The following is an 18,550-nucleotide window of genomic DNA, read 5'->3' on the forward strand; positions in this document are numbered from 1 at the left end:
TATTCCCCAATAATATTTAAAATATAAAAGGACGCACCTTAAATATTAGTTAGGTAAACAAATATTTAAAATTCCATCCAACTCATCCAATGAGTGATAATGAATGACCATTTTTCCTTTACCTTTTTGGTTATGGTCAATTTTAACATTTGCTCCAAAACGTTCCGATAGTTTCTGAGTCAATTGTTCAATATCAGGAGAAACCTGCACCTTTTCCTTTGCAGGCTTTGGTTCACTCCACTCACGTACTAACTGTTCAGTCTGACGCACTGATAATGCTTTTTCAATTACGATTTTAGCAACATCCATTTGCTCTTTTGCTTTTAGGGTCAGAATGGCACGAGCATGTCCCATATCAAGTTGACCTTGTTGCATTAAGTCCTTAATTGGATCAGCCAAACTTAATAACCGCAATAGGTTACTCACCGTAGTACGAGCCTTACCTACTGTATCCGCGATTTCTTGATGACTTAAACCAAATTCATCATGGAAACGCTGCAAAGCTACCGCTTGATCAATTGGATTGAGATCTTGTCGCTGAATGTTTTCAATTAACGCCAATGCGATTGCAACTTGGTCATTTAAGTCACGTACAATTGCTGGAATTTCAGCCAAACCTGCTAATTGGGCAGCACGCCAACGGCGTTCACCTGCAATAATCTCATAAGGGTGTTCTTCATCATCCACTGGACGAATCACAATCGGTTGCATTACGCCATGCTTCTCAATTGATGAAGCAAGTTCCTGTAAATCTTGTTCTTGAATAAAACGACGTGGCTGATATTCGCCACGTTTCAGTAAATTGACATCAATTTGCTTGAGTTGACCATGATCCAAAGCCTGTGCTTCAAGTTGCAATTTCTCTTTTTGAATTGAACCCAATAGTGCATCTAAACCACGACCTTTAGCCAATCCGCGTTTTTTGATGCTCATACAGCACTTCCTTTTTTCACTTTACTTTTCTTCAACATTTCTGCAGCTAAATTCAAATATGCAACTGCACCTTTTGAGCTTTTTTCGAAATAAATCACTGGTAAGCCATGTGCTGGCGCTTCAGCCAAACGAATATTCCGAGGGATCACCGTTTCGTATAACTTTTTACCAAAATATTGCTCTAACTCAGCAGACACGTCACGGGTTAAAGCGTTACGAGCATCATACATCGTACGTAACACCCCTACAATTTCCAAGTTTGGATTCAGGGCTTTTTGTATACGATCAATTGTTTGTGTCAAATCTGCCAAACCTTCCAAAGCATAATATTCACACTGCATCGGAATAATTACACCATTGACCGCAGCCAAAGCATTCACAGTTATCAAACTTAGGCTTGGTGCACAATCTACAATAATATAATCAAATGCTGAATCTACTTCTTGTAACGCATTTTTGAGAATAAACTCTCGCCCTTCTTGCTCGGCAATTGCTAACTCAACGCCAGCAAGTTCACGATTTGCACCTAAAACTTTATAACCAACGTCAGCTTTCTGAATTGCTGTTTCAATTGGCACTTCACCCAACAACACATCGGTAATCGAGTAAAGTAAGTCATTCTTTTGAACGCCAGACCCCATAGTGGCATTACCTTGAGAATCCATATCAACCAATAAGACACGTTTCTTCAAAATCGCCAAAGAAGCAGCAAGATTAACGGCTGTTGTGGTTTTTCCCACGCCACCTTTTTGGTTTGCAATCGCAATAATTTGAGCCATGATTACCCTTAATATTTTTTATTGAATTCGTTGAAGTAAAAGTAAATGACGTTGTTCATCTAATCGCGGCACACGCAACTCAATCACTTTGCATGAATACTGTTCTTTGATCTGTTCCATTTCATCAGTTGGAACCAAACCTTTCATTGCAGCAATAATACTCTGCTCATGCATATAGGGTTGCGCTGCATCTACAAAATCAGTTAATGAAGCAAATGCACGACTAGTAATGACATCAAACTGACCAAGTTCATCAATAGTGTCTTCATTTTCTACACGTGTTTGAACTGCAACAACATTATCCAATTTTAAATCGGCAATAAATTGCTTAAGAAAACGAATTTTTTTTCCATTTGAATCTAATAATACACACGAGCGCTCTGGTTGACATAATGCAATGATCATGCCCGGCATTCCACCACCCGTGCCAACATCTAATAAACGTCCTTGTGGCAAATCATTTAAAATACTTAAGCTATCTAATAAATGTTTAACCAGCATTTCTTTCGGGTCACGAATCGCTGTCAGGTTATATGCTTTATTCCATAGCACGAGAGCATCTTGATATTTCAATAAGAGTGTTAGCGTTTCCTCACTTAGGTTTAAACCTAACGCTTGACTACCTTGCTTTAATTCTTGAAAAAAAGGATGCATAACAGTGCGACATCTCGATAAACTTGCCGTGCAGTATACCGATTTCTGATGCAAGGCACAGTAGGACTTGTTGAACGATTATGCAGTTAAACATTTTCAAACCTGATAAACTGCACAATCTATTCAGTTTTTTGTCGTTCCTTAGACAAATTTAAGGTAAATAAGACAATAACCTATTACGAAAACTTATTTTGCTTAATTTGTTGATCTAGCTGTTCCAAACGTTCAGGTGTGCCAACATCCACCCAAATCCCTTGTAATTTTTCAGCTGACACTTGTTGTTGTTGCATCGCTTGCTTTAATAATGGCGCTAGAGGTCTTTTACCATTTTCCAAACCATTAAACATCTGCGGAGCTAATACTGCAACACCACTATAAGTTAAGGCTTCACCTATTTGTCCCTGCTCAAAAGTGTGGGCCAAATTATTAGACAAGATAAAATCACCTTTCTGGTGCTGCGGTGGATTTTCAACCAATACTAAGTGTGCTTGCTTATCTCCCAAATGCACATTTAACAATGACGAAAAATCCATCGTGGTCCAAACATCACCATTCACCAAAATAAAAGGTTCATCACCCAGTAATGGTAAAGCATTGATAATACCACCTGCGGTTTCAAGCCCTTCTCCTTCATGAGACCACAAAATCGTCACACCGAATTTTGAGCCATCTCCTAAAGTAGTTGCCAGTTTTTCACCCAACCAAGCGGTATTAATGACAATCTCTGTAACACCAATCTTTTGCAACTTTTCAATATGCCAAACAATCAGTGGCTTTCCACCTACTTCAAGCAAAGGTTTAGGTGTATGTAAGGTCAGAGGACGCATGCGATTCCCTAGCCCTGCAGCAAGAATCATCGCTTTCATTATGCTGCAACCTCGTAATCGCCATATTTCGCAATAAATTTAGGCATGACCACATCACGAATAAACTGCATAAATTCATTCAGCTCATCATAGCCTTGGCTTTCTTCAAGCAAATACCACATTACTCGTGGTAAGTCTTTTAAGTACCCAGATTTACCATCACGCTCAAACAGACGGACAAAGATACCTAGAATTTTCAGATGGCGTTGAATCGCCATCAAATCTGCATCTCGCTTGAATTGCTCGAAACTACGGTTTTCTTTCGCTACAGCTGGTAATAAGTTATAGAACACCTCAAACCATTCGTAGACACGCTCAGCATTCCACTGTACATAAGCATCACGTGTAATCGAGATCAGATCATAGGTATCTGCACCAATGACTGCATCTTGGAAGTCGATCACTCCTAATGCTTGCTCGTTTTCTATTTTCATCAAATTACGACTATGAAAATCACGATGCACAATCACTTGTGGCTGATGCGTCGCCTCAACAGCTAAAAAGTCAAAAGCTTGTTCAATTGTTTCTAACTGCTGCTCTGTAGGCTGAATATCTAATGAAGGCAACATCCACTCTGTCAGCAAACGCATCTCAGTCATTAATTTTTCATAAGAGTATGCGGGTAGTTGTTCAAGACCGTCGATTTGTTGTAATTCAATCAACTGTTCAAAGCTTTGTGCATAGTATTGGTCAACAGTTTCATCTGTTAATAACGTTGAAAGTACAACATCACCAAAATCTTCCAATAGTAACAACCCCAAAGTCAGGTCTTTAGCAACGATATGCGGAACACGCACACCATTTTTGTCAAAAAACTCATCAATACTTACAAATGGTGCACAATCTTCTTTTTCAGGTGGTGCATCCATCAGCATATATGTTTTGTTTTGTAACTTAATTCGCGCATAACGGCGAAAGCTTGCATCTCCAGCCAAATAATTGATCTCGAATTGATCAGATTGGAGAGTGGCTTGGAGCCAAGTTTGTATCAATTGTTCACGTTGTGTATTCATTTGCAATAAAATCTAAAACTAGCTGAGATTTTGAAAGCTTAAGTGTAGCCACTTATCAACTTTTTCTCTATGATGCGACAATAATTAATTGTGAATTAGCGTACTGGTTAATGAGACAATGAAACATCAGTTTAAATTTAATCCTTTAGCAACAGCTATTTTGACACTCTTGTGTGGCGGCTCGATCCAATCAGGTTTCGCAGCTCCAGCTGATGCTGTCTCTACGCTTGACAATAAACAGCTGAAAGCCACTATCCAAAAAAACCAAGATCAAGACAGTTATCCTGGTGAAAAATTTTTTCAGCAATATTATGTCGACAAATCTGCACCAGAGGCACAATTACGAGACAATCGTTATTTAAGCTCTTCTTTTTGTCAGGGAACATGGGTCACACCAATTAATCCCGAAACAAAGGCAAGCAATTCCAATACAACGACCTCCGTGATTACCGCTGATTATGGGCATTACAACCCAACTGGCGATTCTGTTCTACAAGGTAATGTCGTGATTGATCAAGAAGGTCGCACAATTCGTGCAGATCAAGTTACGATTGACTCAACCCAGACGCACGCCTCCGCTCAAGGTCGAGTACAGCTTGCTCAATCAGGCCTACTCACTCAAAGTGATGCAATAAATTATAATTTAAAAACTCAAACAGGTGATTTGAACAATAGTTTTTATATTTCTGAACAGCAACATGCCCACGGACATGCAAGCCAGATTAAACGACAGAATGAAAATTTAGTTGTTTTAAAAGATGCAAGTTATACCGCTTGCCCTCCTGAACAAAAACCAGCTTGGAAAATTCAAGCTAAACAAATTGAACTTGACCAAGCAACAGGTCGTGGCGTAACTCGCGGAACAAAACTGTATGTAAAAGACGTGCCTGTTTTAGCCGTACCATATTTCAACTTTCCAATTGATGACCGTCGTACCACTGGTTTATTAAGTCCAAATTTCGGTTATAGTAACGAAGGTGGCGTTCAACTGACTACACCTGTTTACTTAAATCTTGCACCAAATTATGATCTTACCCTCACACCAAGTTATATGAGCAAACGCGGCGCAAAATTAGATGCCGAATTCCGCTATATGACTGAAAATTTTGGCTCTGGTCATATTTGGGGTGGATATTTACCAAACGACAATCATTACGAAGATAAAGATCGAAGTGATTTGCATTTTCTTCATGATTGGAAAATCAATAACCAATGGTCAACCAACTTAGAGTACAACTACGCTTCCGATAAAGACTACTTTGCAGACTTCAATAATAACCCAAACACACGAACAGATCTTAACTTACGTCGCGCATGGGAACTTAATTATCGCAATGGTATTCCTGGACTTAAGGCCCAATTAAAGGTTGAAGACTTTCAAACGCTAGATCAAAATATCAAAGATGCAGATAAGCCTTATGCACGACTTCCACAGTTTTTATTAAATTATGTAGGCGGGAATCCTCAAGGCTTACAATATGAGTTTAATAATGACACTGCTTATTTTAAGAAATCGATCAATGATGGTTCTGCATTAGAGTCAAGTGGTACACGTATTTATAACCAATTTGCCGTTCGCTATAACTACCTAACTCCATCGTGGTTTTATGCTATTCCAGAAATATCTGTTAGAAGCATTAATACTTTTTACGATCAAGACTCTAAAGAGGGTCGCGGTCTTTCAACATCAGATGATTTAGAAAAATCCGTTGCGGTACCTCAATTTAGTTTTGCAACAGGTGTTACTTTCGAAAAAGAAGGTAAATATTTGCAGAGTATTTCTCCTCGTGCGTTTTATGCCTATTCTCCTTATAAAAAACAAGATGATTATCCTAACTTTGATTCCACCACAGCATCAATTAATTACGATCAACTTTTCAACCCGTATCGATTCTATGGACACGACCGTTTAGATGACAATAACTTCTTGTCTCTGGGTGTAACTTATAGCCTACTAGACACAGAGGGCTTGGAACGTATTAAAGCAAGTATTGGGCAAAGCTATTATTTTAGTGATCGACGTGTAACATTAAATCAACAACCAGATGAGTTCGATACACAGCGCCGTACGGGTCCAATTGTAAGTGTTTCAAGTCAATTGAATCAAAACTTTACCATAGCTGCAAATTCTGCGTGGATGTCAAATGGCGACAATGCTCAACGTGATTTCCAAGCCTACTATGCTGGAGAAAAAGGCAACTTATACAATGTAGGTTATTTCTATCGTAACAATATTCCAGATCGTCAAAGTTCATACGACCAAGCTGTTGCATCGTTTATACAACCAATAAAAGATAATTGGCGTATTATGGGTCATGCTCAATACGACTTAGATAATAGTTTAATGCGAGAATACTTACTTGGTGTGAATTATGAATCTTGCTGCTGGGCAATTTCAGTTTATGGCAGATCTTACTATAATGATTTAGATGATCCAAACTCACCAGATGTTCATAGAAAACGCGCTGTTATGGCTGAGGTAACACTTAAAGGTTTAGGTGCACTCAACAATAAGCTCGCCTCTCTTCTTGAAAATAGAGTTTTAGGTTTCAACAAAATTAATCAATCTTGGACACAACGTTAATGAAGATAAAATCTTTCCAACATATCTTTAAAGCGACTGTTCTCGCTACACTTATTTCTTCATCAATGCAAAGCTTTGCGCAACCTACGGATGAGGTTGTTGCAATAGTTGATAGTAGTGTCATTCTTAAAAGTGATTTAGAACAAGGGATTGCAGAAACAGAACATCAGTTAAAAGCACAAAATAAAACTGTGCCACCCCAACAGTATTTACAAATGCAAGTGCTTGATCAGCTCATTATCCGTCAGGCCCAATTAGAACAGGTAAAACGTTTTGGCATCAAAGCTGATGAAAAAAGTTTAAATACTGCTGTCTTAAAAATTGCAAATCAATCAGGTGCCAATACACTAGAAGCATTCCAACAAAAATTGGATGCGATTGCACCAGATACTTATGAAAATTTACGTAATAGGATCGCGGAAGATTTAGCAATTGGTCGTTTACGCCAACAACAAGTCATGTCTCGTATTAAAATCAGTGATCATGATGTTGAAAATTTTTTAAATTCACCAGAAGGCCAAGCTGCACTTGGCACACAAGTCCATGTGATTCACATGCGTATTTCTGGTGAAAATAGCGAAGAAGTTAAAAAAGTTGCACAAGAAGTCAAACAAGCACTTGCAACTAGTGATGATCCTAAAGCGATTAGTGTCAAGCTTGCAACCAGTGCAATCAAGGTTGATGGTGCTGATATGGGATTCAGAGCACTATCAGACATTCCTACTGAACTTGCAGCACGTATAACACCATTACAAACTGGTCAGACCACAGAACTGATCAATGTCCGCGATGGCGTTCATGTTTTAAAACTTTTAGAACGCAAACAAAATGATCAAAAAGCACTTGTATCACAATATAAAACTCGACATATTTTGATTCAACCATCTGAAGTTGTCAGCTTAGATCGTGCAAAACAAATGATTGATAGTCTTTATAATCGTGCGAAGGCGGGCGAAGATTTTGCAACCCTCGCTGCAACCTATTCAAATGATACTGGTTCAGCACGTGATGGTGGCAGTTTAGGCTGGGTAAGTCCTGGTGTTATGGTGCCAGAGTTTGAACAAGTCATGAAAGAAACACCAGTTGGGCAAATCAGTAAACCTTTCCAGAGCCAATTTGGTTGGCACATTTTACAAGTGACTGATACTCGCCAACAAGATATGACTAAAGAAGTGCAAGAACGTATGGCTCGTCAAATTTTAGGTGAGCGTTTGTTTGATACTGAAGTAGACGGTTGGATGCGTGAACTTCGGGCTAATGCTTATGTTGAAATTAAAGATGCAAATCTAGACACGAAAGCACCGAAATAATCCAAGTTAAAACTGCCGGTTATCGTAGGCAGTTTTATTTTAACTATATTCAAAATAAAAATAGCGGCAATTGCCGCTATTTTTTAGATTACAAATCAATTATTTGTAACGATCAACCATTTTCTCTAAAGAAATTGGGCGGATCTTATCTGCATTACCTGATGTACCAAATGAATTATAACGATCTACACAGATTTGCTTCATCGCTTCAACTGTTTCACCAAAGAATTTACGCGGATCAAATTCGCTTGGTTTTTCAGCCATCATACGACGCATCGCACCTGTAGATGCTAAACGCAAATCGGTGTCAATATTAATCTTACGTACGCCATGTTTGATTGCTTCCACTAGCTGCTCAACAGGAACACCGTAAGTTTCCTTGATATCACCACCATACTGGTTAATCACAGCCAACCACTCTTGTGGTACAGAGCTTGAACCATGCATTACAAGATGCGTATTTGGTAACGCAGCATGAATTTCTTTAATGCGATCAATTGCCAAGATATCGCCTGTAGGTGGACGAGTAAACTTGTACGCACCATGTGAAGTACCAACAGCAATTGCCAAAGCATCTACATTCGTATCAGCGACAAATTGAGTTGCTTCTTCAACAGAAGTGAGTAATTGAGAATGATCCAACACACCTTCAGCACCAACACCATCTTCTTCACCAGCCATACCAGTTTCAAGGCTACCTAAGCAACCAATCTCACCTTCAACTGAAACACCACACGCATGTGCCATTGCGACAACACGACGAGTAACATCAACATTATAGTCATATGATGTTGGAGTCTTACCATCAGCACCCAATGAACCATCCATCATCACAGAGCTAAAGCCCAATTGAATAGAACGTTGACAGACATCAGGACTCGTCCCGTGATCTTGGTGCATTACCACAGGAATATGTGGCCATTCTTCAATAGCTGCCAAAATCAAATGACGTAAGAAAGGTGCACCTGCATATTTACGTGCACCTGCCGAAGCTTGCACAATAACAGGTGAATTCGTTGCATCAGCAGCGAGCATAATTGCACGCATTTGTTCTAAATTGTTTACGTTAAACGCTGGTACGCCGTAGTTATGTTCTGCAGCGTGATCCAAGAGCTGGCGCATTGAGATGAGTGCCATAATATCCTCCCAGGTAATGCGCCATATTCTACATGTTGATTTACTTCAATTCAGCAACTAATCAATGGATTTCCGCAAAAATCATGAATCTTTTGTATAATTTAGCAAATGAAAGCCTTTCAAAATAAAAAAAGACTAAATTAAGAAAAAATTTAGTCTTTTTAAATGTTATGTGAATATCAAAAAATCTTGTTTAGGCTTAACAATATCCATCTAAACGCGTTAAAGGTAACTTTTTACCAATCGCTTTTTCAATTTCTGGCAAATAGAAAGCATCATCTTCCGATAAGAAACTAATACTAACACCTTGAGCACCAGCACGACCTGTACGACCAATTCGATGAACATAATCATCAGACTGCTCTGGCAAAGTAAAATTCACCACATGCGATACGCCGTCAACGTGAATACCACGACCAGCAACGTCTGTTGCGATCATAATGTTGTGCTTACCTTGTTTGAACTGGTCGAGCATTTTCAAGCGTTTATCCTGAGCGATCTCACCAGATAACATACCGACTTTATAACCATCACGCTTTAAGTGATCATATAAACGACGGACCTGATCTCGACGATTTGCGAAAATCATAACTTTATCAATTGGTTCATCACGCAAAATTTCTTGCAATAATTTGTACTTATCTTGTTTCGCAACCACATAAACACGCTGCTCCACATCATTATTGGTTTTTTGCTCAGGCTCAATTTCAACCGTTACAGGTTCAAATAACCACTGACGAGCAAGATTAAGCACATCGTAGCTAAAAGTTGCAGAAAACATTAAAGTTTGACGTTGTTCTTTGAAGGGTGAATAACGCACAATCCGTTTTACCGATGGAATAAAACCCATATCTAATAAACGATCGGCTTCATCAATCACAAGGAATTCGATCTTATCCAACCAAACTTCTTTTTGCTCGACAAAATCAATTAAACGACCAGGCGTTGCAACGATAATATCAACAAAATTACTATCCAACATTTTCTTTTGCTTATCAAAATCCACACCACCAAGTAGAGTGACAAGATGTAAGTTTGAAAATTTTGTTAAAGCTTGTGCATCACTCTCAATCTGTAGTGCTAACTCACGTGTAGGAGCCAGAATCAGCGCACGTGGTTCGCCACGAAAACGTTTTTCTTGTAGCGGATTATTTAATAGATCATTGATCACACTAATCAAAAAGGCTGCTGTTTTACCTGTACCAGTTTGCGCTCGACCAATGGCATCATGCCCTGCTAATGTATATTTCAAAACCTTTTGTTGAATTGGGGTCATTTGTGTAAAACCCAAAGCATCAATTGCCTTCTTCAACTGCGGATGTAAATTTAAGGTTTCAAAACCAGATGTCATATATGCTCTCGAACCATCAATGATCAAAAGAAAGTGGCATTATAAACAAAAACGCCCCAAATAACATTGGAGCGTTTTTATATTGCGTTAAAGCAACAAATTAGTCTAAAGGCTGAACGTTTTCAGCTTGGAAACCTTTTTGTCCTTGAACTACGCTGAATTCAACGCGTTGGCCGTCACGTAAAGAACGGTGACCGTCACCCATAATTGCGCGGAAATGAACAAATACGTCATCACCACCATTACGTTGAATAAAACCAAAGCCTTTAGTGTCATTAAACCACTTTACTACGCCTTGTTCACGAGCTGTCATAAGTCAATCCTCAGATATTGAAAGATAAGGACCTTCCGGTGTTGCAAACAGCAGAGCCAACAAGGTTTTAAAATATTTATAATTTCAAAGCTTGTAATCATTCTGTAAAACTATCAACAATTTCCGGTTACATCCATTTGTTATAGGTTTTTTTAACGATCTTATCGTATAGCATACATCCTAAAACGCATCGAGCTTAACATGGGTTCATGATAATTAATAGATTTATTTTGAGTTATTTCCAATGTTTCTATCTGTTTTTTTCAATAATTTAGCAGTTTTTAAGTGCTTTTTTTAGTATAAAAATGCACTGCTTTATTGCCATAAAACGAGAAACAATTTTAGATAAAATTAATCAGAAAAGAAAATCAAAGCGATTCATTTGCATTCAACGCTATTGAGCTAGTTATTAGGTTTAAAAAACATTCACAACCATTTTTAAGATTAAAAGCTCAAAAGAGAAAAACCGAATTAATATAACTTCCCAAATAATTCAGAGTAAATCCTCAGTAATCACCATATAAGTTTGTTAAAATCATATCAAACTCAATTTATTAAAACTTTATGACACAAATATCCGCATGCCCTGAAGTGATTGATGCACTTGGGCAACCCTGTCCAATGCCACTATTGATGTTGAAACGTGCTTTAAAAAAAGCTGAAGGATCTAAACAGTATTTATTGAAATCATCTGATCCACATAGTGAAATTGATGTAACACGATATTGCCAAATCCAGCAACTTCAATGCCAGACACAAAAAATTTCAGAGAATGAGTTTCACTATTTAATTGAATCTATGTAATTCTTTGATAAACTCTAGCTAAAGATAAACTAGATAACTTTACATTTTTATACTCAAATTTTCTTAGTGATGAAGAACATTCGCATTAAGATGAAATTGTTGACTTAAATACCATCCTATAAGGAGACTCCATGACTACTGACAGCAGCAATCAATTGATGCCCCTGTCATTGTCTGCGCCAGGTGTAAATCTTGGTGCATATATCAGTACTGTCAATCAAATTCCAATTCTAACGGCCGAGCAAGAAAAAGAACTTGCTGAACGTTATTATTATGACCAAGATCTTGATGCTGCCAAACTATTGGTAATGTCACACCTACGTTTTGTCGTACATATTGCACGTAGCTATGCAGGTTACGGATTGCCACAAGGCGATCTGATTCAAGAAGGTAACCTTGGATTAATGAAAGCGGTCAAACGCTTCGATCCCAATATGGGTGTTCGCTTAGTCTCTTTTGCAGTGCACTGGATTAAAGCTGAAATTCATGAATATGTGATTCGTAACTGGCGTATTGTCAAAATCGCAACGACCAAAGCACAACGTAAATTATTCTTTAATTTACGTAGTCTTAAAAAATCAAGCAAACGACTCACATTAGAAGAAGCGAAATCAATTGCCAATGATTTGAATGTAACACCAGAGCAAGTGCTCGAAATGGAAGGTCGCCTAACCGCTTATGATGCTGCTTTTGAAGCTCAAGGTGATGATGATGACGATACCCCACATACAGCTCCTGCACTTTATCTTGAAGATAATCGATACGACCCAGCTCGACTGATTGAAGAAGAAGATTATGAAGAGCAAAGTAGTTCTGCCTTGCACGAGGCAATGGAACAGCTTGATGATCGCTCTCGTAATATCTTGCAACGTCGTTGGTTAGATGATGATAAATCGACTTTGCATGAACTGGCTGCAGAATATAACGTTTCAGCAGAACGTATTAGACAGCTTGAAAAGAATGCAATGGAAAAAATCAAAACTGCCATGTCTGCAAGCTAAAATCGAATCAAACACAAGGGCTTTAATGCCCTTTTGTTTTATCTGGCTTTGTTTAAGCACCCGAATATGTTAAGTTTGTTCATCAAATTTCCAGTTCCATTATCATTATGTGGATAGCTATCTCGGCGCTTAATCTTGCACTTGCAGTTATGTTGGGTGCTTTTGGTGCTCATGGACTCAAATCTTTTGCAACCCTAGAACAACTCGCTTGGTGGGGTACAGCAACTCAATACTTTTTCTATCATGCAATTGGTTTGCTTATCTTAGGCGTCCTGCATAAAACCACAGCAACATTTCCAATAAAAATTCCTTTTATTTTGATCCAAATTGGTATCATCTTTTTCTGCGGTTCGTTGTACATTATGGCGCTCGGACTACCGCGTATTTTAGGTGCGATTACACCGATTGGCGGTGCGTTTATGATAGCGGGCTGGCTGTTACTCGCATGGCAAGCAATCAAGCATGCGAAATAAGGATTAATCATGCACATCTATTTAAATGGCGAGTCAATCGACACGTCTTGTGAAAACCTACAGCAATTGATTCAGAATTTAGCCTTAGAAGGCAAACGTTTTGCTGTAGAGAAGAACCAACAGATTATTCCGAAAAGTAGACTTGAGCAAACGACAATTGCTCCTGAAGATCGTATTGAAATTATTCAAGCTGTTGGTGGCGGCTAATCGGCTAAAAATGGAGTAAGCCCATGCAAGATTCCCCTTTAATTATTGGTTCTCGTACTTTCCAATCCCGTTTATTGGTCGGAACTGGTAAATATAAAGATCTCAATGAAACTGATTTAGCCATTCAAGCCAGTGGTGCTGAAATTGTCACAGTGGCCATTCGTCGTGTCAACATCGGTCAGCATGCCGATCAACCAAATCTACTTTCTGTGATTCCACCTGAGAAATACACAATCCTGCCAAATACCGCAGGTTGCTTTGATGCAGATAGCGCAATTCGGACTTGTATGCTAGCTCGTGAACTGCTTGATGGTCACAATTTGGTGAAGTTAGAAGTCCTTGGTGATGAAAAAACTTTATATCCAAATGTCACTGCAACACTTAAAGCGGCGCAAACCTTGATTGATGATGGCTTTGAAATCATGGTCTATACCTCAGACGACCCTATTGTTGCGCAAGAACTTGAAAGTATGGGCTGTGTTGCCATCATGCCTTTAGGTAGCTTGATCGGTTCTGGTCTTGGTATTTTGAATCCACATACTATTTCCATCATCAAAGAAAATGCCAAAGTCCCTGTTTTAGTGGATGCAGGTGTGGGTACTGCCAGTGATGCTGCAATTGCAATGGAATTGGGTTGCGACGGCGTATTAATGAATACAGCGATTGCGGCTGCTCAAAATCCAATTTTAATGGCTTCAGCGATGAAGAAAGCGGTTGAAGCAGGTCGTGAAGCATTTTTAGCAGGTCGTATGCCACGTAAGCGTATGGCCAATGCAAGCTCACCTGAAACAGGATATTTTTTCAAGTAAGAGAAAGAAGGGACTAAATAAGTCCCTTCTCGATTTGTATTAATCACTATTTGCTTAATGCAATAATTATATGGATAAGACCAAATTCTTTAAAAACCACTCATTTGTACAATAATTTTTGAGATAAAATGATTTATTGTTCCTAGAATTATCAATAAGTTATCAATCTAAATTTTAAGCACTAGATAGAAGAATACTGACTTTTTACTTATAGTTTTTTAGTAAAACCATAGAGATAAGATCTTTTTTTACACAAAAAGATTCTGTATTTTTAAATAAAATACTTTTAAAAACATTATTTTAATTTTTATGGTATTTTTAAAGTAATTCGTTCATCAAAAAAATTTAAAAAAATACAGTGCTTAGGTATAGAATACGGCGCTTGTTTAACCTTAAACCACATATAGGTTTATAAGGCTTTTATATGTTTAATGTATTGTCTCGCTTGAGCTTAGTCAGCAAAATTATTATTGCTATTTTTTTAGGGATTGGCGTAGCTTTGCTTTTTCCTAACTTTACACCTTATTTGAGTTTATTAGGTGAATTGTTTATTAAAGCATTAAAGTCGGTTGCCCCGATTCTTGTTTTTGTTTTAGTGCTTGCTTCGATTGCTAATTTCAAAGTTGGGCAAAACTCAAACTTAAAACCTGTTATGATTTTGTATGTGGTTGGAATGCTACTCGCAGCATTTAGTGCTGTTGTAGCAAGTATTGCCTTCCCAAGTCAGCTATTTCTTAATTTATCAACTCAACCAGCTCTACAAGCACCCGGTAGTTTGGCTGAAATTTTAAAGAACTTATTATTAAGCTTTATTGCCAATCCTGTACAAGCGATTAGTGAAGCAAACTTTATTGGTATTTTGGCCTGGGCAATCGGCTTAGGTTTAGCATTACGTCATAGTTCTGAGACTACGAAACAAGTGCTTACTGATGTAGCTGATGCAGTGAATAAAATTATTCACACCGTGATTGGTTTTGCCCCCGTGGGAATTTTTGGCTTAGTCGCAGTCACTTTTGCGGATGCAGGTTTAGCAACCTTATCTAGCTATGCACATTTGTTAATTGTACTAATTGGAACAATGCTTTTTGTTGCATTAGTGATTAATCCAATCCTAGTCGCATTGACGATGCGAGCAAACCCTTACCCATTAGTGTTCAAATGTTTAAAAGAAAGTGGAATCACAGCATTTTTCACGCGTAGTTCTGCTGCCAATATTCCTGTGAATCTAGATTTAGCACGACGCTTAGGTGTAAACGAAGCAACCGCAAGTGTATCTATTCCACTTGGAGCAACAGTCAACATGGCAGGTGCAGCGGTTACAATTACAGTATTAACGCTTGCTACTGTTCATACATTAGATATTCATGTTGATTTAAGCACGATGATTATCCTTTCAGTCGTTGCGACCGTTTCAGCATGTGGTGCATCAGGTGTTGCAGGTGGGTCATTACTGCTTATCCCTGTTGCTTGTAGTTTATTTGGTATATCATCTGAAATTGCGATGCAAGTAGTTGCGATTGGTATGATTATCAGTGTATTACAGGATTCGACTGAAACTGCGCTGAATTCGTCAACTGACGTTTTATTTACTGCTGCTGTAGATTTCCGAAACCGAAAAAACTAGTAGATTGTTATGCCCTTACAGCGTTTACCAAACTGGATTCAACTTGGTGCTTTTTTACTCGCACTAAATGCTGGTATGGTTAACGTATTGGGGCTATTTACTGTTCTACATCAATCAGTTTCACACATGACTGGCAACGTCAGCATGCTGGCAATGAGTTTGCTACAATGGCAACCAGAGCATTTTATTTATCTCAGTTTAGTAGTTTTATGCTTCGTGATTGGATCGTTTTACAGCGGTCTCATTCTTGGGGATAGCAATGTCTCTTTTGGTCATCATTACGGTTTCCCACTTAGTTTAGTTGCTGCATTTCTATTTTTAACTTGGCTTTTGTTACCTTACTTCCCGCGTTATGGTTTGTTGTGGGCATGTGTCGCCATGGGCGTACAAAATGCGATGGTCAGTCACTATAAAGGTGCAATTATCCGTACAACACATTTATCAGGCGTTTTAACGGATATTGGTTTAACCTTAGGTTATAAAGTTCGTGGTCTAAAAATTGAAAATAGGCGTATTTTTTTACACTTGCTCATCTTTCTAGGATTTTTTATCGGTGGGCTTATTGCGAGTTTGCTTTATCCTTATTTAAAATTACAAACTTTTCTAATACCAGCAAGTTTAAGTCTGACCATGAGTATAGCTTACTGGGTAATTTACTTTCGCTCTTTATCAAACTCGAATTCGGATTGAATTATGGTTAAAAATGCATTACAAGCTCAGTTACTCAAAGCGGGTTTGGTCGACAATAAAAAAGCCAAAAAATTAACCAAACAGGTGCAACATGAGCAACGCACTGGACAACATGATGATGCCTCATTAAAAGCTGAAATCGATCGAGTGAATCAAGAGAAATTAGCCAAAGACCAAGCACTGAATTTAGAAAAACAAAAGGTTTTAGAAGAAAAAGCGCTTAAAGCTTCAATTATTCAAATGATCAAGCAACATAAAATTTTGCAAACAGAAGGTGATGTTACCTATCAATTTATTGATGAGGGGAAAATTAAAAAGGTTTATCTTTCACAACAAGTTTATAATGCGTTAGTGACGGGTTCTTTATTTATTGCTAAAGATCAAGATAAATATGCTTATCTCCCTAAAGCTCTTGCAGAAAAAATTGATCAGAAAATGCAAGGATTTATTCTGGTTAACAATAATACTGAGAAAAATGATCAAGCAACTGATGAAGAAGATCCATACGCGGCTTATGTCATTCCAGATGATTTAATGTGGTAAATCACACCTCATTAATGTAATACAATCTTACAGATCGTATTCAAAATGTGATCAACTCATCATAATATCTTTTAACACCTTACAATTAACAAAGTGAAAATTGTAAGGTGTTATGATTTGAATTATTTAAGTTTTATTAGCGAAATTAGAAGTGAATTAAGCCAATACCCTTGGTTAGAAATGCTCATTTCATTCGCAATTTTGATTTTTCTAGCGGCTTTAGCAAATTTTATTGCCAAAAGAATTATTGTGCGTGGTATCCGCCATATCATTACAAAGCTTAAGTCACCCCATCAATCAATTTTTGCCCAACACAGCGTTACACGTCGATTTGCAAATATCGTTCCTGCGATAGTCATCATGAATGGAATCAGTGCAGTTCCCCATCTTCCATTAAAAGTAATTACATTAATACAAATGGGAGCGCAGGCATTTATTTTTCTCACGCTTGCTTTATCAATTAGTGAAGCACTGAATATTTTTAACTTATTGTATCAACGCAATCCAAAATCGAGAAATAAACCCATCAAAGGTTATTTACAGCTGATCAAACTGATTTTATTCGTTGTCTGTGGTCTTATGATTTTAGGTACTTTTCTTAAAAAAGATGTGTTTACTTTACTCGCAGGCTTCGGTGCAATGGCAGCAGTTCTCATGCTGGTCTTCCAAAATACGATCCTCTCTTTAGTCGCAAGTGTACAAATTGCCTCTTATGATATGGTTCGCATTGGAGACTGGATTGAGATGCCCTCTTTAAATGCGGATGGCGATGTGATTGATATATCTCTGCATACAGTGACCGTACAAAATTTCGATAAAACACTGACCACCATTCCGACCAACAAACTTGTCACTGATACATTTAGAAACTGGCGTGGTATGAGTAATTCAGGCTGCCGTCGTATTAAACGTTCAATATTTCTTGATCAAAGTAGTGTTCACTTTATGACTGATAGTGAACAGCGAAAATTAAAAGACTTTTTACTTTTAGACCATTATCTTGATGCAAAACAAGATGAAATTAATAAGTTTAATGATCATTTAAGCAATCAATCAGAATGCAACCAACGTCGTTTAACCAATGTGGGAACATTCCGTGCTTATGTAGAGTTCTATTTACGCCAACATCAAGGTATTGCGCAGAATCAAACTATTTTAGTTCGTCAACTACAACCCACTAGTGAAGGTCTATCTTTAGAAATTTATGCATTTACAAATACGACAGCATGGGCATCTTACGAAGCAATTCAATCTGATATCTTCGATCATTTGATTGCAATTATTCCTGAATTTGGTTTGAGAATTTATCAAGCACCGTCAGGATATGATTTTAAGTAAGCATCCAGTGAAGCCCACTTGAACTCAAGCAGGCTTCCAGTTATGCGGCAGCAGCGCTTCGATATCTTTCATTTTATGTGTTGGCAGCCTTTTCAACACATCACTGAGATAGGCATACGGA

Annotated in this window: 20 protein-coding genes; 11 read left to right on the top strand and 9 right to left on the bottom strand. The window is 38.0% G+C overall.

Features of this window, described 5'->3' with window-relative positions; genetic code table 11:
- Positions 1-45 precede the first annotated feature (45 nt).
- From HYG88_RS07150 to HYG88_RS07170, 5 genes are all read right to left on the bottom strand, one after another.
- Positions 46-933 (bottom strand): ParB/RepB/Spo0J family partition protein, encoded by an 888-nt coding sequence (locus HYG88_RS07150; RefSeq protein ID WP_005159879.1) that lies wholly within the window; start codon positions 931-933, stop codon positions 46-48.
- Complete coding sequence (locus HYG88_RS07155) at positions 930-1,712, bottom strand: ParA family protein (RefSeq protein WP_005159877.1); 783 nt, start codon at positions 1,710-1,712, stop codon at positions 930-932. Before HYG88_RS07155 ends, HYG88_RS07150 begins: the two co-directional genes overlap by 4 nt.
- 18 nt (positions 1,713-1,730) lie before the next feature.
- Positions 1,731-2,366: a 16S rRNA (guanine(527)-N(7))-methyltransferase RsmG gene (gene rsmG / locus HYG88_RS07160; RefSeq protein ID WP_005159868.1), complete on the bottom strand. Its 636-nt coding sequence runs from the start codon at positions 2,364-2,366 to the stop codon at positions 1,731-1,733.
- Between the two features lie 176 nt (positions 2,367-2,542).
- A complete protein-coding gene (gene murU / locus HYG88_RS07165; protein WP_005159865.1) occupies positions 2,543-3,232 on the bottom strand; it encodes an N-acetylmuramate alpha-1-phosphate uridylyltransferase MurU in 690 nt (229 codons plus the stop codon).
- Positions 3,232-4,245, bottom strand: a complete 1,014-nt coding sequence (locus HYG88_RS07170; RefSeq protein ID WP_005159863.1) for an aminoglycoside phosphotransferase family protein — start codon at positions 4,243-4,245, stop codon at positions 3,232-3,234. Before HYG88_RS07170 ends, murU begins: the two co-directional genes overlap by 1 nt.
- A gap of 118 nt (positions 4,246-4,363) precedes the next feature.
- Between HYG88_RS07170 and HYG88_RS07175 the strand changes: the two genes are divergently transcribed.
- On the top strand, positions 4,364-6,829 hold the full coding sequence (locus HYG88_RS07175) for an LPS-assembly protein LptD (RefSeq protein WP_005159861.1): 2,466 nt from the start codon (positions 4,364-4,366) through the stop codon (positions 6,827-6,829).
- Entirely contained in the window at positions 6,829-8,139 is a 1,311-nt protein-coding gene (locus tag HYG88_RS07180; protein WP_005159859.1) for a peptidylprolyl isomerase, read from the top strand. The genes HYG88_RS07175 and HYG88_RS07180 overlap by 1 nt, the downstream gene beginning before the upstream one ends.
- A gap of 99 nt (positions 8,140-8,238) precedes the next feature.
- On the opposite strand, the gene fba is transcribed toward HYG88_RS07180, so the two are convergent.
- From fba to HYG88_RS07195, 3 genes are all read right to left on the bottom strand, one after another.
- Positions 8,239-9,276 (bottom strand): class II fructose-bisphosphate aldolase, encoded by a 1,038-nt coding sequence (gene fba, locus HYG88_RS07185; RefSeq protein ID WP_004662410.1) that lies wholly within the window; start codon positions 9,274-9,276, stop codon positions 8,239-8,241.
- Positions 9,277-9,475: 199 nt separating this feature from the next.
- Positions 9,476-10,627, bottom strand: a complete 1,152-nt coding sequence (gene rhlB, locus HYG88_RS07190; protein WP_005159857.1) for an ATP-dependent RNA helicase RhlB — start codon at positions 10,625-10,627, stop codon at positions 9,476-9,478.
- Between the two features lie 100 nt (positions 10,628-10,727).
- Entirely contained in the window at positions 10,728-10,940 is a 213-nt protein-coding gene (locus HYG88_RS07195) for a cold-shock protein (protein ID WP_004653893.1), read from the bottom strand.
- A 564-nt stretch (positions 10,941-11,504) separates the two neighbouring features.
- On the opposite strand from HYG88_RS07195, the gene HYG88_RS07200 reads away from it, so the two are divergent.
- The 9 genes from HYG88_RS07200 to HYG88_RS07240 all read left to right on the top strand — a co-directional run bounded on the left by HYG88_RS07200 (position 11,505) and on the right by HYG88_RS07240 (position 18,429).
- Positions 11,505-11,744: a sulfurtransferase TusA family protein gene (locus HYG88_RS07200; protein ID WP_005159855.1), complete on the top strand. Its 240-nt coding sequence runs from the start codon at positions 11,505-11,507 to the stop codon at positions 11,742-11,744.
- Positions 11,745-11,875: 131 nt separating this feature from the next.
- Entirely contained in the window at positions 11,876-12,745 is an 870-nt protein-coding gene (gene rpoH, locus HYG88_RS07205; protein WP_004662417.1) for an RNA polymerase sigma factor RpoH, read from the top strand.
- Between the two features lie 107 nt (positions 12,746-12,852).
- The gene (locus HYG88_RS07210) at positions 12,853-13,218 is read left to right on the top strand and encodes a DUF423 domain-containing protein (protein WP_005159854.1); all 366 of its coding nucleotides are present in this window, start codon (positions 12,853-12,855) and stop codon (positions 13,216-13,218) included.
- A 9-nt stretch (positions 13,219-13,227) separates the two neighbouring features.
- Positions 13,228-13,425: a sulfur carrier protein ThiS gene (thiS, locus tag HYG88_RS07215; protein ID WP_005159852.1), complete on the top strand. Its 198-nt coding sequence runs from the start codon at positions 13,228-13,230 to the stop codon at positions 13,423-13,425.
- Positions 13,426-13,448: 23 nt separating this feature from the next.
- Positions 13,449-14,234, top strand: a complete 786-nt coding sequence (locus HYG88_RS07220; protein WP_004639328.1) for a thiazole synthase — start codon at positions 13,449-13,451, stop codon at positions 14,232-14,234.
- A gap of 424 nt (positions 14,235-14,658) precedes the next feature.
- The gene (sstT, locus tag HYG88_RS07225; protein ID WP_005159847.1) at positions 14,659-15,858 is read left to right on the top strand and encodes a serine/threonine transporter SstT; all 1,200 of its coding nucleotides are present in this window, start codon (positions 14,659-14,661) and stop codon (positions 15,856-15,858) included.
- A 9-nt stretch (positions 15,859-15,867) separates the two neighbouring features.
- On the top strand, positions 15,868-16,548 hold the full coding sequence (locus HYG88_RS07230; RefSeq protein ID WP_005159845.1) for a YoaK family protein: 681 nt from the start codon (positions 15,868-15,870) through the stop codon (positions 16,546-16,548).
- Positions 16,549-16,551: 3 nt separating this feature from the next.
- Complete coding sequence (locus HYG88_RS07235) at positions 16,552-17,091, top strand: DUF2058 domain-containing protein (protein WP_005159842.1); 540 nt, start codon at positions 16,552-16,554, stop codon at positions 17,089-17,091.
- A gap of 117 nt (positions 17,092-17,208) precedes the next feature.
- Positions 17,209-18,429: a mechanosensitive ion channel family protein gene (locus tag HYG88_RS07240; protein ID WP_178882811.1), complete on the top strand. Its 1,221-nt coding sequence runs from the start codon at positions 17,209-17,211 to the stop codon at positions 18,427-18,429.
- Positions 18,430-18,453: 24 nt separating this feature from the next.
- Here HYG88_RS07240 and HYG88_RS07245 read toward each other — a convergent pair.
- A partial coding sequence (locus tag HYG88_RS07245; RefSeq protein ID WP_151711067.1) for a transposase domain-containing protein occupies positions 18,454-18,550 on the bottom strand: 97 nt, incomplete at its 5' end.

This window comes from Acinetobacter sp. SwsAc4 (assembly GCF_013391535.1).
Lineage (GTDB): Bacteria > Pseudomonadota > Gammaproteobacteria > Pseudomonadales > Moraxellaceae > Acinetobacter.

What these genes read in the sequence shown, in the direction of transcription:
- HYG88_RS07150 (WP_005159879.1), bottom strand. Translation starts at nt 933, where the DNA reads ATGAGCATCAAAAAACGCGGATTGGCTAAAGGTCGTGGTTTAGATGCA.
- HYG88_RS07155 (WP_005159877.1), bottom strand. Translation starts at nt 1,712, where the DNA reads ATGGCTCAAATTATTGCGATTGCAAACCAAAAAGGTGGCGTGGGAAAA.
- rsmG (WP_005159868.1), bottom strand. Translation starts at nt 2,366, where the DNA reads ATGCATCCTTTTTTTCAAGAATTAAAGCAAGGTAGTCAAGCGTTAGGT.
- murU (WP_005159865.1), bottom strand. Translation starts at nt 3,232, where the DNA reads ATGAAAGCGATGATTCTTGCTGCAGGGCTAGGGAATCGCATGCGTCCT.
- HYG88_RS07170 (WP_005159863.1), bottom strand. Translation starts at nt 4,245, where the DNA reads ATGAATACACAACGTGAACAATTGATACAAACTTGGCTCCAAGCCACT.
- HYG88_RS07175 (WP_005159861.1), top strand. Translation starts at nt 4,364, where the DNA reads ATGAAACATCAGTTTAAATTTAATCCTTTAGCAACAGCTATTTTGACA.
- HYG88_RS07180 (WP_005159859.1), top strand. Translation starts at nt 6,829, where the DNA reads ATGAAGATAAAATCTTTCCAACATATCTTTAAAGCGACTGTTCTCGCT.
- fba (WP_004662410.1), bottom strand. Translation starts at nt 9,276, where the DNA reads ATGGCACTCATCTCAATGCGCCAGCTCTTGGATCACGCTGCAGAACAT.
- rhlB (WP_005159857.1), bottom strand. Translation starts at nt 10,627, where the DNA reads ATGACATCTGGTTTTGAAACCTTAAATTTACATCCGCAGTTGAAGAAG.
- HYG88_RS07195 (WP_004653893.1), bottom strand. Translation starts at nt 10,940, where the DNA reads ATGACAGCTCGTGAACAAGGCGTAGTAAAGTGGTTTAATGACACTAAA.
- HYG88_RS07200 (WP_005159855.1), top strand. Translation starts at nt 11,505, where the DNA reads ATGACACAAATATCCGCATGCCCTGAAGTGATTGATGCACTTGGGCAA.
- rpoH (WP_004662417.1), top strand. Translation starts at nt 11,876, where the DNA reads ATGACTACTGACAGCAGCAATCAATTGATGCCCCTGTCATTGTCTGCG.
- HYG88_RS07210 (WP_005159854.1), top strand. Translation starts at nt 12,853, where the DNA reads ATGTGGATAGCTATCTCGGCGCTTAATCTTGCACTTGCAGTTATGTTG.
- thiS (WP_005159852.1), top strand. Translation starts at nt 13,228, where the DNA reads ATGCACATCTATTTAAATGGCGAGTCAATCGACACGTCTTGTGAAAAC.
- HYG88_RS07220 (WP_004639328.1), top strand. Translation starts at nt 13,449, where the DNA reads ATGCAAGATTCCCCTTTAATTATTGGTTCTCGTACTTTCCAATCCCGT.
- sstT (WP_005159847.1), top strand. Translation starts at nt 14,659, where the DNA reads ATGTTTAATGTATTGTCTCGCTTGAGCTTAGTCAGCAAAATTATTATT.
- HYG88_RS07230 (WP_005159845.1), top strand. Translation starts at nt 15,868, where the DNA reads ATGCCCTTACAGCGTTTACCAAACTGGATTCAACTTGGTGCTTTTTTA.
- HYG88_RS07235 (WP_005159842.1), top strand. Translation starts at nt 16,552, where the DNA reads ATGGTTAAAAATGCATTACAAGCTCAGTTACTCAAAGCGGGTTTGGTC.